This window comes from Microbacterium sp. ZXX196 (genome assembly GCF_009709595.1).
Taxonomy (GTDB): domain Bacteria; phylum Actinomycetota; class Actinomycetes; order Actinomycetales; family Microbacteriaceae; genus Microbacterium; species Microbacterium excoecariae.
In genome coordinates this window covers 62,146-88,759 of record NZ_WMEE01000002.1, presented here as the reverse complement: position 1 = coordinate 88,759, position 26,614 = coordinate 62,146, and the positions used below count along the sequence as shown (strand labels likewise).

The window sequence follows — 26,614 nt, the reverse complement described above, 5'->3', positions numbered from 1 at the left end:
TTATTTGACGGCGCCGGCGGAGAGGCCGGCGACGAGGTATCGCTGAACGAACATAAAGGCCAACACGACCGGGAGGGAGACGGTCACGGACGCGGCCATGAGCTCGTTCCAGAGGACGTCGGCCTCGCTCGAGTACGCCTGGAGGCCGATCGCGAGGGTGCGCGTCTCGTTGCTCGTGAGCACCGAGGCGAACAGGACCTCGCTCCACGCCGTGATGAAGGAGTAGACCGCGACCGCGATGATGCCGGGCCGGGCCACGGGGATGACGACCCGGAAGAGCGCGCCCATCCGCCCCGTGCCGTCGATCATCGCCGCCTCCTCGAGCGCGCCCGGGATCGCCTGGAAGTAGCCCGTGAGCATCCAGATCGAGAACGGCAGCGTGAAGGTCATGTAGGTGATGATCAGGCCGAGATAGCTGCCGTTGAGCTGCAGTCCGATGGTCCGCTGGATCTGCGTGAAGATGAGGAACAGCGGCAGGAGGAACAGGATCCCGGGGAACATCTGCGTCGACAGGATCACGAGGCTGAACTGCCGCTTCCCGCGGAAGGTGAACCGCGCGAGGGCGTACGAGGCGAACAGCGACACCGTGACCGAGAAGACGGTCGCCGTGGTCGTGACGATGATCGAGTTCACGAAGTAGTCCGCGAGCGGGACCGTCGACCACATGTCGATGTACGGCTGGATCGTGAGCGAGCTCGGCCAGAGCGTGCGCACGTCTTCCAGGGGCTTCAGCGACGTCGACACCATGACCCACAGGGGCACGAGGACGAACAGGGACAGGAACGTCAGGACGACGACCCGGGTGATTTGGAAACCGCGTGTCTCACGCATCGTTCGAGTCCGTTCCCTTCGGGAAGACGAGTCGGATGTAGAAGATCGACACCACGAGCAACGCCAGGAGCAGCAGGGCACTCATGGCGGCGCCGGCGCCGAAGTCCCAGTTCTGGAAGGAGTTCTGGTAGATCAGCGGCGACACGAGCAGGGCCGGATCCGGCGACGACGGGCCGAACAGGACGTAGGGGATGTTGAACTGGTTGAACATCCATAGGCCGAGCATGAGCAGGAGCGCCGCGTTCGCCGGCCGGATCATCGGCAGCGTGATGCTGACGAACTGCTTCCACGGGCCCGCGCCGTCGATCGACGCCGCCTCGTACACCTCGTCGGGCACGTTCTGGAGCGCGGCCATGAGCATGAGGAAGGCGAACGGCCAATAGGACCACACGCTCACGATGACGAGCACGAAGAACGCGTTGTCGCCGATGAGCCAGAAGGTCCGGTCCCCGCTCGCCCCGAAGACGTCGAAGATCAGCTGATTGACGACCCCGTCGCGCTGGTTGAACATGAACGCCCACGCGATGCAGCCCACGTAGAGCGGGACCGCGTACGGCACGAGGAAGAGGGTGCGCAGCAGTCCCTGGCCGCGGAACTTCTTCTGCAGGAAGACGGCGCCCGCCATCGCGAGGGCCCACGAGAACGCGAGCACGAGCACGACGTACAGCGCCGTGCGCCCGAGGGTGTCGAAGAACTGGGATCCGAGCGCCGAGGTCGGCTCAAGCGACCGGGCGAAGTTGTCGAACCAGATGAACGGCGCACTCAGCCAGTTGCGGAGCGTCCGCTGGTCGAGCTCGATGAACGCAATGTAGAGGCCCAACACCATCGGGATGATGTGGATGAGCAGCTCGAGGAGAGCCGCCGGGACGATGAGGGCGTAGGCGAGGCGCCTGTCCTTACGTCCCTGCACCCCGCGGTACTTGCGCCCCGCGGTGTGAACGGTGGTCGTGGTGGCATCGGTCATGCGGATCCTCCGATCCCGCCGACCGGGCCGCCCGCCCGGCGGGCGGCCCGGATCAGGCGGTTCAGCGCAGCTGCGCCGCCGCTTCCTGGAGGCGTCCGGCGACGTCCGGATCCTCGCCCAGCGCCGCGGCCTGGAACATCTCGCGCACGGCGTTGCCGATGCCCGCCTCGATCTCGCCGATGTTCGGCACCATCGGGAACGGCTCCGAGTGGTTCTCCTGGATGTTGCGGCGCACCTCCAGCAGCTCGGGGTCGACCTCCTGGTAGACCGCCTCCTCGTAGCCGTCGGTCACGACGGGAAGCTTCGAGAAGCCCGCGCTCGTGGTCGCGTTCCACTCGGGGCTCGTGAGGAACTCGATGAAGTCGAACGCCTGCTCCTTGTTCGGGGAGTCCTCGAACACGGTGATGTCGGTCCCGGCGACCATCGACATGACGGGCTCGCCGCCCTCGATGACGGGCATGTCGGCGATGCCCCAGTCGGTGAAGCCACGGTTGTCGAACTGCTCGATGGGGTTCTGCTGGAACATCATCGCGGCGCGACCGTTGATGAGCTGATCGACGCTGTCGGCGTTCTGGTCGAACTCCGCGTCGTTCGGCGGCATCACCTCCTGATCGCTCATGAGACCCACGACCGCCTCGACGGCCTCGGTCATCTCGGGGCTGTCGATCGTGACCTCGCCCGCGTCGTCCACGAAGGATCCGCCGTTCTGCGCGCCGAAGATGAACGACAGGTGGGCGTTGCCCGTGGCCGCGCCCGTCGGGAAGGTGAAGCCGTACTGGTCGGTCGAGCCGTCGCCGTCCGTGTCGACGGTGAGCTCCTCGGCGAGCGAGACGAACTCGTCCCACGTCGCGGGCGGCGTCGCGCCGGCCTCGTCGAAGATCGGGACGTTGTAGTAGAGCGAGTACAGGGTCGAGTGCAGCGGCACGGCCGTGTGCGTCTCGCCCGGAACCTGCGCCGCGTCCCACACGGCGGGCACGAAGCGGTCGCTGCCGCCCATCCACTCGAGGTTCTCGCCGTCGACCTCGGCGAGCGCGCCGGTGTCGTGCAGCGACGCGACCCAGGTCGTGCCGATGCTCAGAACGTCGGGACCGGTGCCCGAGCTGACCGCGGTGAGGATCTTGTTGTAGAGGTCCGTCCACGGGACGACCTCCATCTCGACGGAGATCCCCGTCTCCTCCTCGAAGGCGTCGATCGCCGGCTGGTAGACGTCCTCGGTCGCGGAGATCGACGACGCCTCCTGCGTCGCCCACCACGTGATCGAGTCGCCGCCGCCGTCTGCCTGCCCGCTGCAACCGGACAGCACGAGGGCGGTCGCGCCGATGGCGGCCGTCGTGCCTGCGAACCTCATTGTGCGCTTCATGCTGTGTTCTCCTTGTGTCATTCGCGTCATTGCGGATGGTCGGGGCGCGGGCCGCGAGGGGCGGCCCGCGGGGACGGCGTCAGCCCGCGAGCGGGCGCGCGCCGGCGAGGCCGCGCGCGATGCCGTCGAAGATGTCGCCGCGAAACTCGTCGAACTCGACGACGAGCAGATCGGCGGCGGGCGCGGCCTCGATCACGCCGCCCCACTCGATGGATCCCTCGCCCACGGGGAGCTGGTCCTCGCGATCCGTGCTGAGGGATCCGTCCTGCTCCGGCGCGTCCTTGACGTGCAGGAAGCGCACGCGGTCGCCGAGGCGGCGCAGCAGGCCCGCGGCGTCGGTCTCGCCGCCGACGATGGCCCAGTACACGTCGATCTCGAGGAGGACCTCCTCGGGGAGGCGCTCCGCGAGCGCCTCGAGGGCCGTCGCGCCGTCGACGCGCGACTCGGTCTCCCACCAGTGGTTGTGGTAACCGATGCGCATCCCGCGCTCACGCGCGATGTCGCTGAGCTCCGCGAGCCGATCCGCCGTGCGGGCGATGTCGGAGGGATTCGCCCAGCGCTCCGCCGGAACCATGGGGTCGATGAGGGTCTGGACGCCGAGCTCGGCGGCGAGGTCGATCAGCTCCTCGGCGTTGTCACCCTCGACGAGCCGCGCGTGCGCGGTGGGCGCCGCAAGGCCGTGAGCGGCGAGGCCTTCGCGCAGCGGGGCGTGCCACGCGGCGAAGTTGTAGAGCTCGACGAAGCGGAAGCCGATCTCGGCGACGCGCTCGAGCGTGCGATCGATGTCCTCGGACATCGCGTTGCGAACGGAATACAGCTGGAGCGCCACATCGCGCGTCATAAGGTCCTCGTCCCTGGTCCTCTGCCGGCGCCCTCGTTGGTGCCGACAGAGGGACGCTAACAGCGGTTCTGTCGACACACAAGCAAAAGTTGTCATTCTTGAACCTCAAGTGTGCGGGGCAGCGCGAGAACATAGGATGCAGGCGGAGGACAGCATGACCGACGCCGACGACGCCCCGACAGGCCCGCTCCCCGTGACACCGGGGGAGCTCTTTCAGCGCTTCCGCGACGCCGCGCCGCGCACGCGGGCGGAGGTCGCCCGATCGACCGGCCTCGGGCGCGCCGCGGCCTCGGCGCGGATCGACGCGCTCGTCGCCGACGGGCTGCTCGCCCCCGGCGCGGCGGCGACGTCAACGGGCGGTCGGCCGCCGCGCACGCTGCGTTTTCGCCGGGAGGCGGGCGCCGTCCTCGCGATCGACCTCGGCGCGCGCCACGCGTCGGTCGCCGTGTGCGACCTGGCGGGCGAGCCGCTTGCGACGCGCGCGCTCGACATCGACATCGCGGCGGGCCCCGCCGCCTGCCTCGGGCGCGCGCTCGACGCGGCGCGCGAGCTCCTCGCGGAGACGCCGTACGGCGCGGGCGACGTGTGGGGGGCGGGCATCGGGATTCCCGGCCCCGTCGCGCACTCCACGGGGCGTCCCGTCAATCCGCCCATCATGCCCGGCTGGGACCAGCACGACATCCCCGGCGACGTCGCCCAGCGGTGGGGCGAGGGCGCGCTCACGGCCGATATGGTCCTCGTCGACAACGACGTGAACCTCCTCGCCCTCGGCGAGCAGGTGGCGCGGGCGAGCGACACGGCCGATCTCGTGTACGTCAAGGTCGCCACGGGCATCGGCGCGGGCATCATCGCGGGCGGCGCGCTCCAGCGCGGGGCGCTCGGATCCGCCGGGGACCTCGGGCACATCCACGTTCAGCTCCCCGACACGGCCCTGACGCGCGCCGGCGAGGACCGCGAGCTCGAAGACGTCGCCAGCGGCGCCGCCCTCGCGCGAGCGCTCCGCGAGCGGGGCGTGAAGGCCGAGACGAGCGCCGACGCCATCCGGCTCGTCGCGGCGGGCGACCGCACCGCGATCGAGCTCGCGCGCGACGCGGGCCGCATCGTCGGCGAGGCCGTCGCGATCGTCGTCAACCTCCTCGGGCCCTCCCTCGTGGTCGTGGGCGGGAGCCTGGGGCGCGCGTCGGACCACCTCATCGCGGGGATCCGCGAGGTCGTCTACCGCCGCTCCATCCCGCTCGCGACGCAGCACCTCGCGATCGAGCCGTCGGTCGCCGACGCGGCCGGCGGCGTGCGCGGGGCGGCCGTGATGATCCTGGACCACGTGCTCGCGGCCGAGCGGATCGACCGCCGGCTCGCGCGCTGACGCGCGGGTGTCAGGAAAACTCGACCCCGCGCAGCCCCTCGGCCCAGTGCGCCTTCCAGGCCTCGACCCCCTCGGCCGGCAGCTTTTCGTGGGTCACGGTCAGGCGGGTCCGCTCCCCGGCCCGGTCCGCCGCGAACGCGACGACGCCCGCGTCCGCGCTGCCTCGGGCGGCCGGATCGCGCATACGCACCCTCCGGTCGCTGGCGAACGTGCGTATGCGCGATCCGAACGCCAGCGGATCCACCCAGGTCGCACAAACGCACCCTCCCGGCCACACGAACGTGCATATGCACGATCCGGACGGGTCCCGCACACCGCCCACCCACGACAAGGGGCCGGAAGGATCCGCGGATCCCTCCGGCCCCTCGGCCGAGCGACGGTCAGCCCGCCAGCGCCCCGTAGAGCTCCGGGGACGTGCGCGCGCCGGTCGCCTGCTCGAACGCGTAGGTGAGCCCGAGCAACGTGCCCTCGCCGAAGTCACGCCCGAGCCACTCGAGGTTCACGCCAGCGTTCGCCGCCGTGCCGTCCTCGGGGATCGAGACCCCCATCGGCACCGTCACGGCCGGGAGGCCCGTGTTCGGGCTCAGGCGCAGGTTGCGCCCGATGGTGCCGTAGGTGGATCCGCTGGGGTACACGAGCGCGTCGACGTCGTACTCATCGAGCAGCGCCTGCACGTCGACCTTGCCCTGGGCGAGGACGGCGGTGTGGCTGTCCATCCATGCCTCGTACTGCTCCTCCGTCACGGCGGCGCGCGTCTCGTACGTGCCCTGGCGGCTCACGACGAAGTGTCCCGTGTCGATGATCGCGTCGAGCGAGCGCGCCTCGACGTCCTCGGACAGGTGGTTCTCGATGTAGATGTCGAGGTCGTGGCGGAACTCGTTCGTGGAACCGCTGCCCTCGGCAAGGAGGCCGGCGAACCACTCGGGCTCCTCGATCGGCACGACCTCGCCCCCGAGGCCCTCGATCGTCGCCTGCGCGTCGGACCAGACGCGCTCGACGGTCGCGTTCGGCGTCGGGCTCCACTGGCTCGTCGTGTCGAACATCGAGCCGATGTAGCCGATGCGCGCGCCGTCGAGCGCGTCGTCATCGAGGAACTCCGTGTACGACTCGGGGACGAGGCCCGCCTGCGCGGCGGTCGCGGGGTCCGCCTCGTCGATGCCGACCACCGCATCGAGTGCGACGGCCGCGTCGAGGACGCTGCGCGCCATGGGCCCGCCCGTGTCCTGCGAGAGCGCCAGCGGGACGATCCCGTCGCGGCTCGCGAGGCCAACGGTCGGGCGGATCCCGACGAGCTGGTTGTAGGACGACGGCACGCGGATGGATCCGCCTGTGTCGGTACCGAAGCCGATGCCGGCGAGGTTCGCGGCGATGGCGGCGCCCGTGCCGCCCGACGACCCGCCCGCGGTCTGGTTCGTGTTGTAAGGGCTCGCCACGAGGACGGAGTCGCCGACCTCCTGGAAGGCGGAGAACTCCGACGCGAAGCCGTACGCGAACTCGTCGAGGCTCGCCTTGGCGACGATCACGGCGCCGTCCGCGCGCAGCCCCGAGACCATGAAAGCGTCGGTCGCCGTCTGGTTGTCGTTCCAGCAGCCGCACCCGGCGGTCGTGGGCATGTCGGCGGTGTCGTAGTTGTCCTTCATGGCGACGGGAACGCCGAGCAGCATGCTCGTCATGCCCTGCTCCGCGCGGACCGCGTCGGCGTCGGCCGCGGCGGCGAGCGCCGCGTCGTTGACCGAGATGATTGAGTGCAGCGGCCGGCCGCCCTCCTCGATGAGCGCCGTGTCGTAGGCCTCGATGCGGTCGAGATACTGCGTCGTGATGTCCACCGAGGTGGTCGCGCCCGCGTTCATCGCGGCCTGCATGTCGACAACCGACGCCTCGAGCAGCTCGAAGGGACCATCGTCGTAGATCATGCGCTGCGACACCGCGGCGACGTCCGTGATCGTCAGGACTTCGTCGCCGTCCACGTCCGCCGTGGGGATCCAGCCGGCATCGCCTGGCGTCTGGCCGAGCGACTCGGCGACCAGGAGCACGTCGTCGGCGGTGACCTGGCGGTCGCCGGTCACGTCGAGCTCGGTGTAGTAGGGCGCCAGGATGGCGGCGTCCGCGGCGGGCTCGGCCGCCGCGGCGGCGGGGAGGGCGCCCAGCGTGGCGACCGTGGTCAGGCCGGCGGCGGCAATTGCCGTGGCGCGTCGGGTACGGGATCCCATGTGGAGGCTCCTGGGGGTCGAAGAACGCATCGTGCGGCGGTCGGCGGTCATCGCTGCACCGCCCGTCGGCGAACGAGCAGCGTGGCGCCGAGCGCGAGAATCGCGACGCCGAGGCCGGCGGCGAGGATCCACGCGCCGCTGTCGCCACCCGTCGCGAGAAGATCGTCGGACGCGGCGGCCTCGTCGCCGGCGCTCGCGGCGCCGTCGTCGTCGGACCCCGACCCTGCGGGGGCCACGGACGGCGTCGGGGACGCCACGACGTCGTCCTCGGGATCCGGCTCCACGGTCGGCGGGACCTCGGCCGCGATCGCGATGCGGGCGCTCGCGCCGGCGTCGAGGGCGACGGTCTCGGTCGTCGAGCTCACGGCCGTGGCACCGGAGACGGTCACGGCGGCCTCACCGGCGGCCAGGGTCTCGAACTGCAGGCTCGCGAGCGTCAGCCCCTCCCCCTCGAGCCCGGGCGAGGTTCCCAGGCGCGTGTAGCTCACGGTCACCTCGCCGGACGTCTCGTCGACGACACCGACACCACCGTCGGGCCAGGTCGCGCCGACGTAGTCGAGCAGCGCGGGGTCGAAATCGACCGTGATCTCGTAGGCGAACAGATCGGTGGCGTCGCCGGTCACATCGACGGCGACCTCCTCGCCGATCTCGGCGGAGGACACAGCGGAGACAGCGAGGCCGGTGATGTCAGGGGCGGCCGCGTACGCGGCGGGCGCCACCGCCACGGATCCGGCGACAAGCGCGCCGATGGCCAGAGCGGGCGCGAGGCGGCCGCGGGGCACGAGCAGGGGTGTGGACACGCGAGGAGGGTTCCCTTCAGGCAGGAGAGATCCGCGGGCACGGGTATGCCGCGCGCGGATCGGGATGCTCGCACTCTGTCAGCGCCAGATTTCCGCGCCGCTCCCTATAGTTTTCCAATGTGTTTCCTGGGCGCGGGAGGCCAGGGCCTACGCACGTCCTGGCCGCGTCAACGCGCACATGGGCGACGCGCACGCCGACGGATCCTTCCAGGTCGCGCACACGCACCTTCTCAGCGCTCACGAACGTGCATACGCGCGATCCGAACGCGGGCGGAACCCTCCAGCACACACGCCCCCTGGGCGCGCGTCAGCCCGCGCGGTGCGCGAGGATCGCCGCCACGAGCGCGTCGGCGGTCTCGCGCTTTGTCCCGGCCACGTCGGCGACGACGGCGGACCCCGTGCCGACCACGAGGAGGTGGTTGTCGTCCCGCTCGAATCCGCGCGTCCATCCGACCTCGTTGGCCGCCAGCAGATCGGCGCCCTTGCGGGTGAGCTTCGCGGCGGCGCGGTCCAGGAGGCTCTCCCCCGCCCGCGGGGTCTCGGCCGCGAAGCCCACAATCGTCTGGCCCGGGCGGCGGTCTGCCGCGAGGCCCGCGAGGATGTCGGGCGTCTCCACGAGCTCGAGGCGGAGGATGCCGTCGGCCGTCTCCTTCGTGAGCTTCACGTCCGCGACGTCGACGGGCCGATAATCGGCGACGGCGGCGGCCATCACGACGACGTCCGCGCGCGGCGCATGCTCCTCGGCGGCGCGCTGCAGCTCGTCGGTCGTCGACACCTCGACGACGCGGATCCGCGCTTCCCCGACCACGGGCGCGAGCACCTCGGCCCCGACGTTCGCGGCCACGAGCGTGACCGACGCGCCCCGCCGCGCGGCGGCACGGGCCACCTCGATCCCCTGGCGCCCGCTCGAGCGGTTGCCGAGGAAGCGCACGGGGTCGAGCGGCTCGCGCGTGCCGCCCGCGGCGACGAACCACTCTTGCCCGGCGGCGCCGGAGGATCCGCCGGATAGCTCGCGGACCGCGACCGCGTAGATGTCCTCCGGCTCGGCCATCCGGCCCGGCCCGCTGTCGCCGCCCGTCAGCTCCCCTGACACGGGCCCCACCATGTGGATCCCGCGCGAGGTCAGGGTGTCGACGTTCGCCTGCGTCGCGGGGTGCTGCCACATCTCGGTGTGCATCGCCGGCGCGATCACGACCGGGGCGGCCGTGGCGAGCAACGTCGTGCCGAGGAGATCGTCCGCGAGGCCGGCGGCCATGCGCGCGATCGTGTGCGCCGTAGCGGGCGCCACGACGACGAGATCGGCCCGCTGGCCAAGCGCGACGTGGCGCACCTGCGCGACGTCCTCGTGCACGCTCGTCGTCACGGGGTGGCGGCTGATGGCCTCCCACGTCGGCGCGCCCACGAAGCGCAGCGCGGCCTCGGTCGGCACGACGTGCACCTCGTGCCCGTCTTTCACGAGCAGCCGCACCAGCTGCACCGACTTGTACGCGGCGATCCCGCCCGTGACCCCGACGACGACGAACATGCCCCCATCTTCTCAGCACACTCCCGCGCGCGGGCGGCGAGAATCGCAACGTCCCCTCGTCGCCCCACCCAGGAGCCGATCCCATGTGCACCGTCGTCTTCCGCGTCCCCGCCGATCCGGGCGCCCCCATCGACCTGCTCGCGGTGCGGGACGAGGATCCGGCTCGCCCCTGGGACCGGCTCGGCGCGTCGTGGCCCGAGCTGCCCGCGGTCGTGGGCGTGAAGGACCGCAGGGCGGGAGGCGCGTGGCTCGCCGCGCGGCCGGACGCCGGCCGCGTCGCGGTCCTGCTGAACCGCGCGGGCGACCCGCCCGTCTCGCCCGAGCACATCGCGTCGCGCGGATCCGTCGCCCTCGACGCCGTGGCGGGTCACCCCCTGTGCGACCGCTCTCGGATGCGCGGCTTCAACCTCGTGACGGTGGCGGACGGATCCGCGAGCGTGCGCTCCTGGGACGGACTGCGCGCGCGGCAGGCCGTCGCCGCGCCCGGAACGCACATGGTCGCGCACGACGACCTCGACGACCCGCGCAGCGCGCGCATCGCGGCGTGGCTCGGAGTCTTCGCCGCCGCCGACACCGCGGACGACGACGCCTGGTACGCCCCGTGGCTGGACGTGCTCGCGGAGACCGCCCGGTGGGGCCCCGGCGACGACCGGTCGATCGTGCGAGACAACCGCCCGCACGGCGTCCCCACGCTGTCGACCCTCGCGTGCGTCGCCCGCGTGTGGCCGGATCGCGCCGACGTCCGCTACGCCGAGTTCCCCACGCCCGGCCGGTTCTCCCCGGTGCAGTTCGCGTGATGGGCTACGGCCACGCGATCTCGGGCGCGGCCGCCTGGATCGCCGTGACGACGACCGCGCCCGGCCTCGGCTGGGCGCCACTCGATCCCGTGGGAGTCCTCGCGGGCGCGGCCGTGTGCGCGGGCGCCGCCCTGCTGCCGGACATCGACCACCCGTCGTCCACGATCGCGGCAGGCCTCCCCGGGGGACGCGTGCTCGCGGGCGCGGTCGGCACCGCCACGGGCGGCCACCGCGCGGGCATGCACTCGCTCGTCGCGCTCATGGCCGCGACCTGCGCCGCGATCGCCCTGTCCTTCCTCACGTGGGTCCCGGAGGCGCTCGGCGTCGAGCTCGCCGTCGGCCCCGCGGTGGGCGCCGCGGCGTCGATCGCGATCGGGACGAAGTGCCTCCGCCTCGCCCGGGGCTGGTTCGCGGCCTGGCTCGTGGGCATCGGGGCGGCCGGCGGGCTGATGTGGTTCTTCCCCGACGAGTTCGGGTGGTTCGCGGCGTGCGTCGGCGTCGGGTACCTCGCGCACCTCGTCGGCGACACGCTGACGACGGGCGGGGTGCCGTGGCTGTGGCCGCTCATGCTGCGCCGGCCCGTCGCGTTCCGCCGCACGCTCCTCATCTCGCGGCTGTGGCCGCGCCGCGGATCCTTCGCCCTCCCCCTCCTCGGGAACGCCGGCTCCTGGCGCGAGTGGCTGCTCACCACGGGCCTCGCGGCCTACGCGCTGTGGGGAGCCGGCGCGCAGGTGATCGCGCTCGCCGCGCCCGCCTTCGCCTGAGGGGCTACGGGGTGCGCGCGAGCCGCGACGCGACGAGCGGGAACACGAGCACCGTGACGGCGCCGCCCGTGACCATGACGGCGGCGGCCGTGTCCGAGATCAGCCCCTCCTGCGCGGCGATCTGGGTCACGGCGACGATGATCGGCAGGCCCGTCGACGCGTAGAGCCCGAGCGCGGCGCGCTGCCGCCACCCGGTGATGCCGGATCCGGTATCCGACCAGGTCTCCCGGAGGAACACGGGCAGCCCGCGCACGAGCGCGATGATCGCGCCGAAGGCGAGGAGCCAGACGACGTCCGGGATCACGCGCCGCGTCGCGATCGCCAGGACGGGGCCGAGGAATGCCGCGAGACCGATCCACCACACGGACAGGAGGTTTTCGACCAGGAGGGAGGTCTCGTGCACGAGCCGACGTTGTCGCGCGCCGGGCGTCGGCGCGCGACGGGGGGTATCGCGGAACCCCCCGGCGCGGGCCCCGCGTGCGCGCCACCGTGGCACGCTATGTGCGGGCGGGAATCCCCGCCCTTTATCGCGACGACCGGAGAGACCCCATGCTCACTGTCACTGCATACGGCGCGAACAGCGCCACCTCCCCCCTCGAGCCCCTCACGATCGAGCGCCGCGACGTCGGCCCGCGCGACGTGCTCATCGCGATCCGCTACGCCGGGATCTGCCACAGCGACATTCACACGATCCGCGAGGAGTGGGGCCCGATCTCCTTCCCGCAGGTTGTCGGCCACGAGATCGTGGGCGAGGTCGTCGAGGTCGGTTCCGAGGTCACCGCGCACGCCGTGGGCGACCGCGTCGGCGTCGGCTGCATGGTGAACTCGTGCGGCGAGTGCGCCGAGTGTCTCGCGGGCGACGAGCACAACTGCGAGAACGGCAACACGCAGACCTACGGATCCGTCGATCGCGACGGCACGATCACGCAGGGCGGGTACTCGACGCACGTCGTCGTCGACGAGCGCTTCGTCCTGAAGGTGCCCGAGTCGATCCCCTACGAGGCCGCGGCCCCCCTCCTCTGCGCCGGCATCACGACCTACTCGCCGCTCGCGCGGTGGGGCGCGGGCCCGGAGAAGAAGGTCGCCGTCGTCGGCATGGGCGGCCTCGGCCACATGGCCGTGAAGATCGCCGTCGCGATGGGCGCCGACGTCACGGTGCTCTCGCGCACCGACGCGAAGCGCGAGGACGCCCTCGCCTTCGGCGCGTCGCGGCACGTCGCGACGGGCGAGGAGGGCGCGCTCGCCGGGCTGGCCGGCACGTTCGACCTCATCATCAACACCGTGAGCGCGGCGCTCGACATGAACGCCTACCTCGCGACGCTGCGCCCGAAGGGCACGCTCGTCAACGTCGGCGCCCCGCCCGAGGCCCTGCCGATCCAGGTGTTCTCGCTCATCATGGGCGGGCGATCCTTCGCCGGATCCAACATCGGATCCATCCGCGAGACGCAGGAGATGCTCGACTTTTGCGCGGAGCAGGGCATCGCCCCCGAGGTCGAGGTCATCGGCGCGGAGGCGATCAACGACGCGTACGAGCGGGTCATCGCGGGCGACGTCCGTTACCGCTTCGTGATCGACACGGCCACGCTGTGATCCCCGGTCCCGGGCGCCGCGCGCGCCCGGGACCCGATCCCCGCTACGCCGCGTCTGCGTAGCGGGAGGCGGCCGCCGCGACGCGCTGCTGGTAGTCCAACGTGTCGTTGTACGAGCGCACGGCGCGGATCCACGCCTCCTCCGTGTCGAGGGTCCCGTCGAGGCGGCAGAGATAGCGCGCGGCGGTTCGCGCCGCGTCGTCGATGTTGTGCGGATCCGCCCCCGCCGACGCCCAAATGCGCCAGGTCTCGGGGATGAACTGCAGCGGCCCCACCGCGCGATCCCACTCGGCGTCCCCGTCGAGCGCGCCGCCGTCGGTGTCCGGGATCGCCAGGGTCTCGTTCGTCCCGTCGAGCGGGATGCCGCGGATGTGCGGGCGGGCGACGCCGTCCGCGTCCACCGCGCCGCCCTGCAGCGTGCCGTGATGGCTCTCGACCCACCCGATCCCCGCGAGCGTGTTCCACCCGACCGCGCAGCCGAGTTCGCGGCGGGCCCACCTGTCGGCGTCGGCGTAGGCGGCGAGCGCGCGCTCGGGGATCCCCGTGGCGCGCGCGGCGTCCGCCACCCACGCCTCGTCCCCCGCCTCGGCGGGACGCGCGAAGGCGGGCCGCTCCGCTCCCGTGCCGCCCGCGGGGCGCACCTCGACCGGGGCCGGCGCGACGAGGGCGACGAGCCCCCACACCGCCAGCGCGCCGAGCGCGCCCACGCCGCCGAGGAGCGCGACCGCCCCGGCCGCGAGAACGAGTCCGCGCCGTTTCGCCATGGAAAGATTCTCCCGGCGGGATCCGCGCCGGGCGCCGCGAGCGGGTCCGCGGGCCGCCTTTCGCGGGCTGTTCCCAGGCGGAGCGCACACGCCGGGCATAGCCGCGCGGCCATATCCTGGGCTCCACCGACCGCCCGACGAACGGATCCGCCGATGCGCACGACCCCCGGCACGCGCCACGACCCGATCGCTCCCGGCGCGCGCCTCGTGCATATCGGGATGCCGAAGACCGGCACGACCGCGCTGCAGACGACCGCGGCCCGGCGCCGCGCCGCGCTCCGGGCCGAGGGCGTGCTCTACCCGGGCGACGACATCAACCACCGCGCCGGGCTCCTCGCGAAGCTCGGCGTCGTGTGGGGCTGGGGGGAGGGATCCGCCGTGCCCGACCGCCGGCACTGGGACGCGCTCGCGCGCGAGGTCCGGGGCGCGGGCGGGGACCGCGTGTGGCTCGACCACGAGTTCTGCGCGACGGCGGACGCGCGCCGGATATCCGAGCTCGTCGAAGACCTCGGCGGGCCCGTCCACGTGGTCGTGACCCTGCGCGGCACGGCCTCCCTGCTGGCGTCCTCCTGGCAGCAGTACCTGAAGTCGGGCCTCGCGATGCCGTTCGACGCGTGGCTCCGGGCCGTCCTCGACGGGCCGACGGGGGTCGAGGGCGTCACGCCGAGCTTCCGGCGCCGCACGAACGTCGCCGGCGTCATCGACCGCTGGGCCGCGGCCGTCGGGGCGGATCGCGTGACGGCGATCGTGCTCGACGGCGACGATCGCGCGCGCGTTCCCGAGACCTTCGAGGACATGCTCGTCCTGTCCCGCGGCGCCCTCGACGCCGAGCCGGACGACTTCGCCCAGAACCGTAGCTTCTCGTGGGAGGAGGCCGACCTCGTGCTGCGCGTCAACGCCGCGATCGAGGCCGGGGGTGGCCTCCCCTGGCGCGACTACGTGCGAGCCCTGCGCCACGGATCCGTCGCGCGCCTCCTCCACGCCCACTCCCCCGGGCCGGGCGAAACGCGGATTCTGCCGCCCGCGTGGGCGGTCGAGCGCGCGCAGGAGATCGCGCGGGGGCAGGCCGAGCGGATCCGCGCCGCGGGCGTCCACGTCGTCGGCGACGTCGACCAGCTCGCGACCCCCGTCCCCTCGGCCGAGTTGCTCCGGCCGGAGGCGATCCCCGCCGCCGTCGCCGAGGCGGTGGCGGTGGGGGCCGTTTCGTCGACCGCGGGCCGGGGGTGGGATTTCCGCGCGCCCGAGCCCGGCGCGACGGGCGAGGGATCCGTGCGCGCCGCGACGGCGCAGATCCGCACGCGCGAGCTCGCGGAAGAGCTCGCGCGCCGGATCCGCGTCGCGGTGCGGGCGCGGCTACGCCGGTAGCGGTCAGCGCGCGGAGACGAGGATCTTCGCGCCGCTGCCGCCGCGGAGCGAGGCGATCGCGCCCACGACGTCGTCGAGCCCGACTTTCTCGACCCACCCGGTCGTGTCGTACTTCCCGGCCGCCATCGCGTCGATGACCGCCGCGAAGTCGTCCTGTGTGTAGCCGAGGACGCCCTTCACCTCGGTCTCGCGCATGACGAGGGCGGTCGGGAGGAAGTCGACGGGGCGCTCGTGGAGCGCGACCACGACGAGGCGGCCGCCCTGCACGAGGCTCGCCACGCCCGCGGAGATCGCCGCGCCGACGCCGGCCGCGTCGAAGGCGGCGTCGACGCCCTCGCCGTTCGTCAGCTCGGCCACCGCGGCCGCGAGGTCGCCGGAGACCGGATCCACCGTCGTCGCCCCGAGGCGCTCGATGATCGCGCGCCGCTCGGCGCTCGGCTCCGACACGAGAACGCGGTCGACGCCCTGCGCGCGCAGGGCGAACCACACGCCGATACCGATGGGGCCCGCGCCCTGGACGAGCGCGGATCCGCCCGGCTCCACGCCGCTGTGCGTGACCGCGTGCCAGGCGACCGACATGGGCTCCACGAGCGCGCCCATCGTCAGGTCGACGCCCTCGGGCAGGCGGTGCACCTTCGCGGCGTCGACCGTCGTGAACTCCGCCATCCCGCCGCCGTGGGACTGGATGCCGTGGAACGTGATCGTCGAGCACGCGTTGGGCATGCCGCGCCGGCACGCCGCGCACGTTCCGCAGTGGTACACCGGCCACACCGCGACGTCGTCGCCGACCTCGAGGCCCTCGACGCCCTCGCCGAGCTCCACGACCGTGCCGGAGAACTCGTGGCCGAGGATCTGCGGCGGCATCGCGCCCGTGAGCGGGTGAGGCTGCGTCAGGTCGACGCCCGACGCCTCGGGCGCGTAATAGATGTGCAGGTCGGATCCGCAGATACCCGCGAAGGCGTTGCGGAGCTTCACCTGACCCGGGCCCGGCGACGGCTCCGGGACGTCTTCGATCCGGAGGTCTTCCTTCGCGTGGAACAGCGCAGCGCGCATCGGATGTCCTTTCGACGTGGTGACGGGCGATGGGGCCGCCCGCTTGATCCGATTCTGCCGCTGGCCGACGCGTGTCGAAAGGCCGTGGCGCGTGCGCGCATGCGGCAGGATCGAACGGTGGACCACGACCCCTCCCGCCGCGCCAACGGGCCCGGCCTCGCCTCGCTCGCGCTCGGCTTTGTCGCGGTGCTGTTTGCCGTCGTGCCGGTCATCGGCGAGCTCGTCGCGCTCGCCCCCGCGGTCGCGGCCGTCGTGCTGGGCATCGCCGGCGTGCGCCGGCACGAGCAGGGCCGGGCCGCGGGGGCGTGGTCCGCCGTCGGCGGCGCGATCCTCGGCGCGGGCGCCCTCGCGATCATCGGGCTGATGGCGGTCGCGCTGCACGGCGGCTAATCCCGCCGCGCCGTTACATCTCCTCGTGCGTGTCGGGGTCGCCGTCCCACAGCCGCCCGCGCTCGAGCGAGTCGATGCGGTGCATCTCCGCGTCGGTCAGCTCGAACCCGAACACGTCGGCGTTCTCGACCTGGCGCGCGGGGTTCTGCGACTTGGGGATCGGGGTGGATCCCGACTGCACGTGCCAGCGGATCACGGCCTGCGTGGGCGTTACACCATGGGTGTCCGCGATCTCCGCGACCGTGGGCTCCGCGAGCAGCTCGCTGCGCCGGGCGAGAGGGCTCCAGCTCTCGGTGCGGATCCCGCGCGAGGTGTGGAATGCGCGCAGGTCGGCCTGCGGGAAGTAGGGGTGGAGCTCCACCTGGTTCACGGCCGGCGTGACGCCCGTTTCCTCGATCAGGCGCTCGAGCATGGGCTCCGTGAAGTTCGACACGCCCACCGACCGCACGATGCCCTCCTCCTGGAGCGCGATCATGCCGCGGAAGGTCTCGACGTACTTGTCGATGCTCGGGTTCGGCCAGTGGATGAGGAGCAGGTCGATGTGCCCGAGCCCGAGCGTCTCGTTCGACTCCCGGCCCGACGCGATCGCCTCGTCGAAGCCGTGGTGGCGCCCGGGGATCTTCGTCGTCACGACGATCTCGTCACGGTCGATGCCGCTGCGGCGCACGCCCTCGCCGACCTCGCGCTCGTTGCCATAGTTGACGGCCGTGTCGAGCACGCGGTATCCGGCGTCGATCCCCGCGGCGACCGCGGCGATCCCCTCCTCGCCCGTGAGCTTGTAGGTGCCGAGTCCGATCGCGGCGAACGAGCCACCATCGTTGAGCGTGATGCGGGGAATGGAGATAGCCACGGGGCGGTCCTCTCGACGGGGTGTGGTTCGAGCGTATCGGCGACCGCTGCCCGCGGGTCAGAAAATCGCGCTGAGGGCGAGATATCCTACGGCGCCGATGCCCGCGGCGGCCGGCAACGTCACGATCCACGCGAGCCCGATCGGCCGCATGAGGCCCCAGTTCGCGGCGCGGTTGACGAGCCCCACGCCGAGCACGGCGCCGATGAGGATGTGCGTGCTCGAGACCGGCAGCCCCAGCATGGACGCGAGCATGACGACGGACGCGGCCGCGAGCTCGGCCGCGAAGCCCGACGCGGGGTGGATCTCCGTGAGCTTCTTGCCGACGGTCGTCACGACGCGTCGGCCGATGAACCACAGGCCCGCGACGAGCGCCACGCCGAAGGTCAACAGGATCGGCAGCGGCACGACCGCCTCCTCGCCCACGACGTCGGTGCGCAGCACGTCAAGCACGGCCGCGAAGGGGCCGACGGCGTTGGCGATGTCGTTTGCGCCGTGGCTGAAGGCGAACGCGCTCGCGGTGAAGACCTGCATCCACGCGAACAACGTGAACGACGCCTTGGTGAACTTCTTCTTCCGCAACGAGGTCGCGAACACCTGTACGACCAGCCATACCGCGACGCCGATCATGACGACGAGCACGACCGTCACGGCCGTGCTCATCTCGAGGTGCAGGTTCTTCAGGCCCTTGAGGAGCAGCATGCCCGAGAGCACGACGGCGCCCACCGCGGCGAAGACGGGGCCCCAGCGTCGCAGCGCCCGCATGCCCTCGGCCGAATCGTCCTGGTGCACGAGGATGAGGCGCTTGATCAGCCAGAACGCCCCGAACGCGACCGCGCCACCGAGGAGCGGCGAGATGACCCAGGAGGCCGCGATCTGACCGATCTCCCCCCACTGCACCATCTCGAAGCCGCCGAGGCCAGTAGAGATTCCCATCGCGACCGCGCCGCCCACGATGCCGCCCACGATCGAGTGGGTCGTGGACACGGGCCACCCCATGCGGGTCGCGATGAACAGCCACGCGGCCGCGCCCAGGAGCGCGGACATCATGATGAACACAAAGTCTTCGGGGCGCTGCGACACGACCGAGAGGTCGACGATGCCGCTACGGACCGTGTCCGTGACGGATCCGCCCGCCAACACCGCCCCGGAGACCTCGAAGATCGCGGCGATGACGAGGGCCTGCTTCATCGTCAGGGTGCCGGACCCGACGCTCGTGCCGAAGGAGTTCGCCACGTCGTTGCCGCCGATGTTGAACGCCATGAAGATGCCGAACACGACGGCCGTGATGAGGAGGATGCGGTTGGTCTCCGCCGACACCCACCCGAAGGACCACAGCGTGAAGGCCACGAGGGCGATCGCGAGGAGCCCCGCGAAGGTGACGTGCCACCACCGGTCGGCGTGCCGATCGTCGCGCGGGTTCGCGTCGTCGCGGGCGGGGGTGGAAGGGGTCTCGATCGCCACCGCGAATGCTCCCTGGGGTTGTGATCTCGGCGCCGAGCGGCGCCATCCGTGATGCCACGCTTCGACGAAGAACGCGCGATAAACGTCAGGTTAACAACAGGTAGCCGAACGCTGGGAGTGCGTGTCGAATGCCCCGGCCGCGAGCTGAATCCCCCGCGACCGCGACCCCCGGAACCGTTTACCCTCGCGTCACTCTCGGGCGCCGAGCGGCGCGCGGCGGAGCAGCTGCGCGTTCAGCGCGACCACGACGGTCGAAGCCGACATCATGACGGCGCCGACCCACATCGGGAGCACGAAGCCGACGGGCGCCGCGATGCCCGCCGCCAGGGGGACGGCCACGAGGTTGTACCCCGCCGCCCACCAGAGGTTCTGCACCATCTTGCGATAGCTCGCGCGCGAGAGGTCGATCACCTTCAACACCCCCGCGGGGTCCGAGCTGGCCAGGATGACACCGGCCGAGGCGATGGCGACATCCGTTCCCGCCCCGATCGCGATGCCGACGTCGGCCTGCGCGAGCGCCGGCGCGTCGTTCACGCCGTCGCCGACCATCGCGACAAGCCGGCCGTCCTCCTGCCGCTGGCGGATTGCGCCCGCCTTGTCCTCGGGGCGAATGCCCGCCACGACGTCGTCGATGCCGAGCTCGTCGGCGACCGCGGCCGCCACGTCCTCCGCGTCGCCCGTGAGCATGACCACCTCGACGCCGCGGTCGTGCAGCGCCTGGATGGCGCCATGCGAGGAATCGCGCACGGCGTCCTCGAGGGACAGGACCCCCGCGAGGGCGCCGTCGTCCAGGACGAACAGGCGCGTGGCGCGGCCGCTCTCGCCGCCCGGATCCGACACCCCCGACTCCGCGAGCAGACGGGGCCCGCCGACTCGGATCTCTCGCCCGTCCACGCCCGCACGGACGCCGAGGGCGGGCTCCGACGAGAACTCTTCCGCCGGCGCGAGGCGGAGCTCGCGCCGCTCGGCCTCCCGCACGATGGCGCGCGCCAGCGGGTGCTCCGAATCCGACTCGGCGGCCGCGGCGAGCGCAAGCACCGCGTCCTCATCCTCGGCCTCGACGCGCACGACGCGCGGCGCGCCCTCCGTGAGCGTGCCGGTCTTGTCGAAGACGACCACGTCGACGCGGCGCATCGTCTCGAGCGCCGTGCGGTCCTTCACGAGCACGCCGACCTTCGCCGCTCGCTCCGTCGCGATCGCGACGACGAGCGGAATCGCCAGGCCGAGGGCGTGCGGACAGGCGATGACGAGGACGGAGACGGTCCGCACAATTGCGGCGTCCGGGCGGCCGAGCGCCCACCACACGACGGCCGTCACGGCGGCGGCCGCGAGGGCGTACCAGAACAGCCAGGCGGCGGCGCGGTCGGCGAGGCGCTGCGCGCGCGAGGACGAGGACTGCGCGTCCGCGACGAGCTTCCGGATTCCCGCGAGCGTCGTGTCGTCGCCGATCGCCGTGACCTCGACCCGGATCCCCGAGTCGGTCGCGACCGTGCCCGCCACGACCGCGTCCCCCTCGCCGCGCGAGACGGGGCGCGACTCGCCCGTGACCATCGATTCGTCCATTGCGGCGGATCCCCTGACGATCGTCGCGTCGGCCGGGACCCGCCCGCCGGGACGTACGACGAGCGTGTCGCCGACCGCAATATCGCTCGCCGCGATGGTCACGGTCTCCTCCCCCTCGACCCGCTCGGCCTCGTCGGGCAGGAGGCTCGCGAGGCTGTCGAGCGCGGAGGACGTCTGGGCGAGCGAGCGCATCTCCACCCAGTGTCCGAGCAGCATGATGACGATGAGAAGAGCGAGCTCCCACCAGAACTCGAGGCTCGCGTCGAGAAGGCCCAGGCTGGACCCCCACGAGGCCGCGAACGCCACCGTGATGGCGAGCGCGATCAGGAGCATCATTCCCGGCGCTCGGCCGCGGATCTCCCGGGCCGCGCCGGCGAGGAAGGGCGATCCGCCCCACGCGAACATGAGGGTCCCGAGCGCGGGCGCGACCCACGACGCGGGGCCGCTCGGCACGTCGTAGCCGACGAGGTGACCGAACATGGGCGAAAACGCCACGACCGGGACCCCGACCGCCAGCATCACCCAGAACAAGCGGCGGAACCGAGCGACGTGGTGCGCGTGACCGCCATGACCACCGTGGCCGCCGTCGTGCCCCTCGTGGCCGTCGTGATTTTCGTGGTCCTCGTGGTTCTCGTGTCCGGCGCCGGATCCGTGCTCAGCGGCGCCTCTCGGATGGTGCTCGTGCGAGGTCATGGTGGTGCGCGCTCCGTCCCGGGGCGAGGGCCCGCCCCGGGCGCGAGGCTACGCCCGCGCGGCGCGGGGCCGCAACGAGCCGCCGTCCGCGGCGGACGCGCCGGTCGCGGGCGCGAGGCGCGCGGTGAGCTCGAAGGCGTCGGCGCGGTAGCGCGAGACCGTGCGCTCGATCGGGCGGCCGGACGACGACACGCGGCGCACGAGCTCGAGCGCCGCGTCGCCCTCGGCGACGCCGAGGTGCGCGGCGTCGGCGCCATCAAAGAGCGTCGCGCGGACGGTCTGCTCGCCGTCGTCGAAGCGCGCCCCGTACTCCTCGGTGAGCACCCGGTATAGCGAGTCCCGCGCGAAATCGAACCGCTCGAGGCCGGGAAACGCCTCGGCGCTCAGGTGGCTGTATTCGATCGCCATGGGCTCGCCGTCGGCGAGGCGCACGCGCGCGAGGAGGACGACGGGGTCGCCCGGCTCCACGCCGAACCAGGCGGCCGGCGCGAACTCGGCCGGCACGTCCCCGAGGTGCAGCACCGTGCTCGTGGGCGTGCGCCCGCGGCCGCGCATGTCCTCCGCGAAGCTCGTCAGCTGCATGGGCGCCTGGATCGCCGGGCGCGCGACAAACGTGCCCCGGCCGGCCTCGCGGGTGAGGATGCCCTCGCGCACGAGCTCGTCGATCGCGCGCCGCGCCGTCATCCGCGACACACCCGTCTCGTGGGCCAGCTGACGCTCGCTGGGGACGGGCGCACCGACCGTCGCCCGGTGGATCTGCGCGCGCAGCCGATCGGCGAGCGCGCGGTACTTATGCGCCGTCACGGTCCGATCCTCTCAGGTCGGGGCCGTCCCCTCCGGCCGTCGCGCGGGCGGCCGGAGCCGGGACACGATCAGGCTCCGTGACGAGGAGGACGAGCACGGCCGCAATGATCCCGAGCCCGACCCATCCCAGCGGCGAGAGCGCCTCGCCCACGATGACCACCGCGAGGACCGCCGCCACGGCCGGCTCGAGCAGCGTGACGGTCGTCGCCGTGCTCGCCGTGACGCGCGTCAGGCCGTAGCCGAAAAGCACGTATCCGACGAACATCGGCACGAGCGCCATGTACGCGCCGACCGCGGCGTTCTGCCACGAGGCGAACAGCGCGGATCCCGTGAGCGCGAAGACCGGAATCAGCGCCAGTCCGCCGAGCCCGAACACGGATCCCATCGCCGCCCCGCGCGACGCACCACCGGCGATCAGGGTATGCGCCACCCAGGAGTAGGTCGCGTAGGAGGCGCCGGCGACGACGCCGAGCCCGATTCCGGCGGCGACGGCCGCGGCGCCCGTCGGCGACGCCTCGCCCCCGGCGAGCTTCGCGGCGCACAGCAGCACGCTGCCGAGAACGCCGAGGGCGGCCGCGAGCCGCCACCTGCGCGAGAGGGCCCGCCCGTCGACGACCCTCTCCAGCACGCCCGAGGCGAGGGGTGCGGAGGCGAGCGAGGCGACGGATCCGATCGCGACGCCCGCGAGGTCCATCGAGCTGTAGAACGCGAGCGGATAGACCGCGACGCCCGCGGCGCCGATCGCGACGAGCGGCCAGCGCGCGGTCAGTGCGGCGCGCTCGGCCCGGAGCACGGGCAGCGCGATCGCGGCCTGCAGGATCCCGCCGATCCCGAGCGCAAAGGACCCGATCGCCAGCGGGCCGACGCCGGGCGCGAAGGTGGCGGCCGTGCCGGTCGTGCCCCACAGGATCGCGGTGATCGCGATCGCGACCACGCCGGTCGCGCGCCCCGTCCGCGCCATGCTGCCCCCGTTTCGCCGAGCCCCATGGTAGCGACACCGCGCGCCCCGCCCGATATCCGCGCACGGCCGCTACCGTCGGAGCACGCGACATCCGATTCGGCCGGCGCTCCGAATCTCTCGCGAGCGGCCCCGGGCGGGGCGCGCCGAGAGGAGATCTCCGTGAACGGAGGAGATCTCCGTGAACGAACGCGCGACGGCTGCCCTGGCCACGATCGAGGACCACCGGAACGTCACGGACCTGCTCGTGCGGCGCGCGGACAAGGCGCCGGCCCACGCCGCGTTCGACGTCCCCACCGGCGACCCGGTTCGCCCCTGGGCGGCTGTGACCACCGCGGAGTTTCTGGCCGAGGTGCGCGGCGTCGCGAAGGGCCTGATCGCGGCGGGGCTCGGTGCCGGCGACAGCGTCGCGATCATGGGCCCCAGCCGCTACGGGTGGGCGGTCGCCGACCTCGCCGTGTGGTTCGCCGGCGGCGTCGTCGTCCCGGTGTACGACACGGCCTCCGCGGATCAGGCCGCCGCGATCGCGGCCGACGCGGGCGTGCGCGTCGGGATCGGGGGCGGTGAGCGGGAGGCCGAGATGCTCCGCGACGCGATCGGCCGGGTCCGCACGGGGCTCGGAGTCCGGACGATGGACGCCGGGGAACGCGACCTGGCCGCGCTCGCCGCGGCCGGATCCGGCATCGTCGACGCCGAGCTCGAGCGGCGGCGCACGCACGCCGGCCCCGACGACCCCGCGACGATCGTCTACACCTCGGGCACGACGGGCGAGCCCAAGGGCGCGGTCCTCACCCACAGCAACTTCGTCGGCCAGGTGCGCAACATCGCCGCCGCCTACCGCGACGTCGTCCACGAGGGCGGCAACACGGTCATCTTCCTACCCCTCGCGCACGTGCTCGCGCGCGGCCTGCAGCTCATCTGCCTCGCCAGCGGCATGCGCATCGCCCACGTCTCCGACACCGCCCAGGTCGTGCCGAGCCTCGCCGAGTTGCGACCGACGTTCCTCGTCGTCGTCCCGCGCGTGCTGGAGCGGATCCGCGAGGCGGCGGCGAAGCGCGCGGCCGCCGCGCACCTCGGCCCCGTGTGGCGGTCCACGATGCGCACCGCCATCGCCGTCGGCCGCGTGCGGGAGGAGGGGCGCGTGCCCGGCGCGGGGCTCCGGATCCGCCACGCCGCGTTCGACCGCCTCTTCTTCCGCCGCCTGCGCACTCTCATGGGCGGGCGCCTCGCGTACATCCTCTCGGGCGGCGGCGCGCTCGATCCCCACTTGTCCCTCCTGTTCCGCGGCCTCGAGGTCCCCGTCATCGAGGGGTATGGCCTGACGGAGACCACGGCGCCGCTGACGGGCAACCTTCCCCGCGACATCCGCTCCGGCACCGTCGGGTTCCCGCTCCCCGGATCCGCCGTGCGGATCAGCGACGCCGGCGAGATCCTCGCCCGCGGCGTGGGCGTGTTCGCGGGCTACCGCGACCGCCGGCACACGGCCGAGGCGTTCGTCGGCGGCTGGTTCCGGACGGGCGACCTCGGGCGCCTCGACGCCGACGGCCGCGTCATCCTGGAGGGCCGGCTGAAGGACGTGGTCGTGACGAGCACCGGCAAGACCGTGGTGCCGCACGCCTGGGAGGCGCGCGTGACGTCGAGCCCGCTCGTAGCCCACGCGGTCGTGGTGGGCGAGGCGCGCTCGTCGCTGTCCGCCCTCCTCGTTCTCGACCCCGACGGCCTGGCGGAGTGGTCCGGCCACGCCCCGGCCGCGCCCCGCACCGGCGCCGTGACCGAGGTCGCCGACGCCGACCTGCGCGCGCACCTCCAGCCGCTCGTCGACGCGGCCAACGCCCGCGTCTCCGGCGCGGAGCAGGTCCGGCGCGTCGCCCTCGTCTCGGTCGACCTCGCGGATCCGGCACTCATCACCCCCACCATGAAGATCAAGCGGCGCGAGCTCCTGAGCCGGGCCGCGACCGTCGTCGACGCCCTGTATCGCTGACACCGAAAGGCCCCCAATGACCTCCGAAACCCGCGCCTCCCTCGTCGCGATCGTGATCGCCGTCCTGCTCGGCGCGGGCGTCGGCGCCGCGGGGAGCGCCGGCGGCGCCACCCTCGGCGGCGCGCCACTGTTCGCTCTCGCCGTCGCCGCCGCCTTCGCCATCCAGGTGCTCGTGTGGATCCCGTCCCAGATCGCCCAGACGGAGCACTTCTTCGACCTGACCGGCAGCGCGACGTTCGCCGCCGTGTCCATCGGCGTGCTCCTGGCCGCCCCCGCCCCGGGAACCACGGCCTTCGTGCTGTGCGGGATGGTCGTACTGTGGGCCCTGCGCCTCGGCACCTTCCTCTTCCTGCGCGTGCAGGAGTCGGGCGGAGACGACCGGTTCGACGAGATCCGCGCGAACCCCGTGCGGTTCCTCCGCGTCTGGGTGCTCCAGGGCGCGTGGGTCTCCCTGACGGCCTCGGCCGCCTGGATCGCCATCGCCTCCGACGAGCCGCAGCCGTTCGGTGCCCTCGGGGTGGCCGGCGCGATCGTGTGGGTCGCGGGGATGCTCATCGAGATCGTCGCCGACGCCCAAAAGTCGGCGTTCAAGGCGGATCGGGGCAACGCGGGCCGCTTCATCTCCTCGGGCCTGTGGTCGCGCTCGCGGCACCCGAACTATTTCGGGGAGATCCTCCTGTGGATCGGCGTGTTTCTCGTCGCCGCCCCCGCGCTGTCGGGCTGGCAGTGGGTCGCCGTCATCTCGCCGCTATTCGTCACGCTCCTCCTCACGCGCGTCAGCGGGATCCCCCTGCTCGAGAAGAAGGCGGAGCGGAATTGGGGCGACGACCCGGCCTACGTCGCCTACCGCGAGCGCACGCCGGTGCTCCTGCCGCGCCTGACGCGGGTACCCTGAGCGCCGAGAAGAGGTGCGCATGCAGGCCCGCGACGGGGTTCAGCCCTGCCAAGAGCCCGGACGCGAGCCCGTCGGGCACGCTCTCCACGCCCAGCACGAGCCCGGCCGTGGTGTCCGCCTTGAGGTCGCGGCGCACGTACGCCGCCCACCGCTTCCGCATGTGCCCTTTTCTTCCCGAGGGGAACTCTATCGACCCGGACGGATCCCGGAATGCTCGGACGGGGCCCTCGCGGCGCGCACCGGGCTCCACTACGGTGGCACCACCGCGCGCCGGCCACACCCGAACGGGCGCCGCGGCACGACGCCTACCGAAAGGGGCATCTCATGGGTATCGGAACCGGAATCGCGCTCGTCGCGATCGGCGCGATTATCGCCTTCGCTCTCAACGTCGACCTCGGCGGGGCCGTCAACCTCGACCTCATCGGCTACATCCTCATGGCGGCCGGCGTCGTCGTCTTCCTCATCAGCCTCGTGCTCGTCATGCGCCGGCGCAGCACGGTGACCCAGCAGCGCGTGACGCGGGATCCGGCGAGCGGCGACCAGATCACGGAGCGCCGCACGCGCGACAACGGCGAGCCGCTCGCCTGACCCCGCCCGACGCGGTTCCTGGCAGCCGCTTATGCGTCGGTCCTGAATAACGGAAAAGTAACGACGGGCTCTTGTTCGCCGTTACCTCGCCGTTATAGAGTGCGAAGCACGGTGATCGTTTTGCTGTGGCGGTCACCGGCATGTGATTGCAGGGACACTCTTGGTGCAAGGGACATGGGGCCCGGTCGGACGTCCTTCCGACCGG

At 72.6% G+C, this 26,614-nt stretch carries 26 protein-coding genes; 9 read left to right on the top strand and 17 right to left on the bottom strand.

All coding sequences use genetic code 11. From position 1 onward, the window contains the following. The 4 genes from GJQ66_RS02025 to GJQ66_RS02010 form a co-directional block, all read right to left on the bottom strand. Positions 1–831 (bottom strand): carbohydrate ABC transporter permease, encoded by an 831-nt coding sequence (locus GJQ66_RS02025; protein WP_155047693.1) that lies wholly within the window; start codon positions 829–831, stop codon positions 1–3. Next, positions 824–1,795, bottom strand: a complete 972-nt coding sequence (locus GJQ66_RS02020) for a carbohydrate ABC transporter permease (RefSeq protein WP_155047692.1) — start codon at positions 1,793–1,795, stop codon at positions 824–826. Before GJQ66_RS02020 ends, GJQ66_RS02025 begins: the two co-directional genes overlap by 8 nt. A 61-nt stretch (positions 1,796–1,856) precedes the next feature. Further along, positions 1,857–3,155: an ABC transporter substrate-binding protein gene (locus GJQ66_RS02015; protein WP_196215779.1), complete on the bottom strand. Its 1,299-nt coding sequence runs from the start codon at positions 3,153–3,155 to the stop codon at positions 1,857–1,859. A 79-nt stretch (positions 3,156–3,234) separates the two neighbouring features. Continuing rightward, positions 3,235–3,996, bottom strand: a complete 762-nt coding sequence (locus GJQ66_RS02010; protein ID WP_155047690.1) for a sugar phosphate isomerase/epimerase — start codon at positions 3,994–3,996, stop codon at positions 3,235–3,237. 154 nt (positions 3,997–4,150) lie between these two features. Here GJQ66_RS02010 and GJQ66_RS02005 point away from each other — a divergent pair, with 154 nt between their 5' ends. Further along, on the top strand, positions 4,151–5,359 hold the full coding sequence (locus GJQ66_RS02005) for an ROK family protein (protein WP_155047689.1): 1,209 nt from the start codon (positions 4,151–4,153) through the stop codon (positions 5,357–5,359). Positions 5,360–5,369: 10 nt separating this feature from the next. Here GJQ66_RS02005 and GJQ66_RS02000 read toward each other — a convergent pair whose 3' ends face one another. The 4 genes from GJQ66_RS02000 to coaBC form a co-directional block, all read right to left on the bottom strand. After that, positions 5,370–5,543: a hypothetical protein gene (locus tag GJQ66_RS02000; protein ID WP_155047688.1), complete on the bottom strand. Its 174-nt coding sequence runs from the start codon at positions 5,541–5,543 to the stop codon at positions 5,370–5,372. Positions 5,544–5,739: 196 nt separating this feature from the next. Next, positions 5,740–7,569, bottom strand: coding sequence for an amidase family protein (locus GJQ66_RS01995; protein ID WP_155047687.1), 1,830 nt, complete (start codon positions 7,567–7,569; stop codon positions 5,740–5,742). 47 nt (positions 7,570–7,616) lie between these two features. Further along, positions 7,617–8,369 (bottom strand): cohesin domain-containing protein, encoded by a 753-nt coding sequence (locus GJQ66_RS01990; protein WP_155047686.1) that lies wholly within the window; start codon positions 8,367–8,369, stop codon positions 7,617–7,619. A 307-nt stretch (positions 8,370–8,676) separates the two neighbouring features. Beyond that, positions 8,677–9,894: a bifunctional phosphopantothenoylcysteine decarboxylase/phosphopantothenate--cysteine ligase CoaBC gene (coaBC, locus tag GJQ66_RS01985; RefSeq protein WP_155047685.1), complete on the bottom strand. Its 1,218-nt coding sequence runs from the start codon at positions 9,892–9,894 to the stop codon at positions 8,677–8,679. A gap of 83 nt (positions 9,895–9,977) precedes the next feature. Here coaBC and GJQ66_RS01980 point away from each other — a divergent pair, with 83 nt between their 5' ends. After that, positions 9,978–10,691, top strand: a complete 714-nt coding sequence (locus GJQ66_RS01980) for an NRDE family protein (RefSeq protein WP_155047684.1) — start codon at positions 9,978–9,980, stop codon at positions 10,689–10,691. After that, positions 10,691–11,455 (top strand): metal-dependent hydrolase, encoded by a 765-nt coding sequence (locus GJQ66_RS01975; protein ID WP_155047683.1) that lies wholly within the window; start codon positions 10,691–10,693, stop codon positions 11,453–11,455. The genes GJQ66_RS01980 and GJQ66_RS01975 overlap by 1 nt, the downstream gene beginning before the upstream one ends. Before the next feature lie 4 nt (positions 11,456–11,459). Here the strand turns inward: GJQ66_RS01975 and GJQ66_RS01970 are convergent, their stop codons facing one another. Beyond that, positions 11,460–11,858 carry a hypothetical protein gene (locus tag GJQ66_RS01970; RefSeq protein WP_155047682.1) on the bottom strand — a complete coding sequence of 133 codons (399 nt, stop codon included), beginning with the start codon at positions 11,856–11,858 and terminating at the stop codon, positions 11,460–11,462. Positions 11,859–12,004: 146 nt separating this feature from the next. Between GJQ66_RS01970 and GJQ66_RS01965 the strand changes: the two genes are divergently transcribed. Next, positions 12,005–13,045: an NAD(P)-dependent alcohol dehydrogenase gene (locus GJQ66_RS01965; protein WP_155047681.1), complete on the top strand. Its 1,041-nt coding sequence runs from the start codon at positions 12,005–12,007 to the stop codon at positions 13,043–13,045. A gap of 43 nt (positions 13,046–13,088) precedes the next feature. Here the strand turns inward: GJQ66_RS01965 and GJQ66_RS01960 are convergent, their stop codons facing one another. After that, a complete protein-coding gene (locus GJQ66_RS01960; RefSeq protein ID WP_155047680.1) occupies positions 13,089–13,808 on the bottom strand; it encodes a hypothetical protein in 720 nt (239 codons plus the stop codon). Positions 13,809–13,961: 153 nt separating this feature from the next. On the opposite strand from GJQ66_RS01960, the gene GJQ66_RS01955 reads away from it, so the two are divergent. Next, positions 13,962–15,173: a hypothetical protein gene (locus GJQ66_RS01955; protein WP_155047679.1), complete on the top strand. Its 1,212-nt coding sequence runs from the start codon at positions 13,962–13,964 to the stop codon at positions 15,171–15,173. A 3-nt stretch (positions 15,174–15,176) separates the two neighbouring features. Here the strand turns inward: GJQ66_RS01955 and GJQ66_RS01950 are convergent, their stop codons facing one another. After that, positions 15,177–16,226, bottom strand: coding sequence for a 2,3-butanediol dehydrogenase (locus tag GJQ66_RS01950; RefSeq protein ID WP_155047678.1), 1,050 nt, complete (start codon positions 16,224–16,226; stop codon positions 15,177–15,179). Positions 16,227–16,343: 117 nt separating this feature from the next. On the opposite strand from GJQ66_RS01950, the gene GJQ66_RS01945 reads away from it, so the two are divergent. Continuing rightward, a complete protein-coding gene (locus tag GJQ66_RS01945) occupies positions 16,344–16,616 on the top strand; it encodes a hypothetical protein (RefSeq protein WP_155047677.1) in 273 nt (90 codons plus the stop codon). Positions 16,617–16,629: 13 nt separating this feature from the next. On the opposite strand, the gene GJQ66_RS01940 is transcribed toward GJQ66_RS01945, so the two are convergent. The 5 genes from GJQ66_RS01940 to GJQ66_RS01920 form a co-directional block, all read right to left on the bottom strand. Beyond that, the gene (locus tag GJQ66_RS01940) at positions 16,630–17,466 is read right to left on the bottom strand and encodes an aldo/keto reductase (RefSeq protein WP_368732552.1); all 837 of its coding nucleotides are present in this window, start codon (positions 17,464–17,466) and stop codon (positions 16,630–16,632) included. Between the two features lie 57 nt (positions 17,467–17,523). Further along, positions 17,524–18,921, bottom strand: coding sequence for an inorganic phosphate transporter (locus GJQ66_RS01935; RefSeq protein ID WP_368732613.1), 1,398 nt, complete (start codon positions 18,919–18,921; stop codon positions 17,524–17,526). A gap of 195 nt (positions 18,922–19,116) precedes the next feature. Then, positions 19,117–21,183 (bottom strand): copper-translocating P-type ATPase, encoded by a 2,067-nt coding sequence (locus GJQ66_RS01930; protein WP_155047676.1) that lies wholly within the window; start codon positions 21,181–21,183, stop codon positions 19,117–19,119. Between the two features lie 48 nt (positions 21,184–21,231). After that, positions 21,232–21,987: a GntR family transcriptional regulator gene (locus GJQ66_RS01925; RefSeq protein ID WP_155047675.1), complete on the bottom strand. Its 756-nt coding sequence runs from the start codon at positions 21,985–21,987 to the stop codon at positions 21,232–21,234. Next, positions 21,974–22,948, bottom strand: a complete 975-nt coding sequence (locus tag GJQ66_RS01920) for a DMT family transporter (RefSeq protein ID WP_155047674.1) — start codon at positions 22,946–22,948, stop codon at positions 21,974–21,976. The genes GJQ66_RS01925 and GJQ66_RS01920 overlap by 14 nt, the downstream gene beginning before the upstream one ends. 178 nt (positions 22,949–23,126) lie before the next feature. On the opposite strand from GJQ66_RS01920, the gene GJQ66_RS01915 reads away from it, so the two are divergent. Continuing rightward, complete coding sequence (locus GJQ66_RS01915; protein ID WP_368732551.1) at positions 23,127–24,926, top strand: long-chain fatty acid--CoA ligase; 1,800 nt, start codon at positions 23,127–23,129, stop codon at positions 24,924–24,926. A 16-nt stretch (positions 24,927–24,942) separates the two neighbouring features. Continuing rightward, a complete protein-coding gene (locus GJQ66_RS01910) occupies positions 24,943–25,821 on the top strand; it encodes a DUF1295 domain-containing protein (RefSeq protein WP_155047673.1) in 879 nt (292 codons plus the stop codon). On the opposite strand, the gene GJQ66_RS15330 is transcribed toward GJQ66_RS01910, so the two are convergent. Then, entirely contained in the window at positions 25,703–25,981 is a 279-nt protein-coding gene (locus GJQ66_RS15330; protein ID WP_368732550.1) for a SulP family inorganic anion transporter, read from the bottom strand. The two genes, GJQ66_RS01910 and GJQ66_RS15330, sit on opposite strands and share 119 nt — an antisense overlap. A 164-nt stretch (positions 25,982–26,145) precedes the next feature. On the opposite strand from GJQ66_RS15330, the gene GJQ66_RS01905 reads away from it, so the two are divergent. After that, positions 26,146–26,409, top strand: coding sequence for a DUF6458 family protein (locus GJQ66_RS01905; protein ID WP_155047672.1), 264 nt, complete (start codon positions 26,146–26,148; stop codon positions 26,407–26,409). The last annotated feature ends 205 nt before the right edge of the window (positions 26,410–26,614 follow it).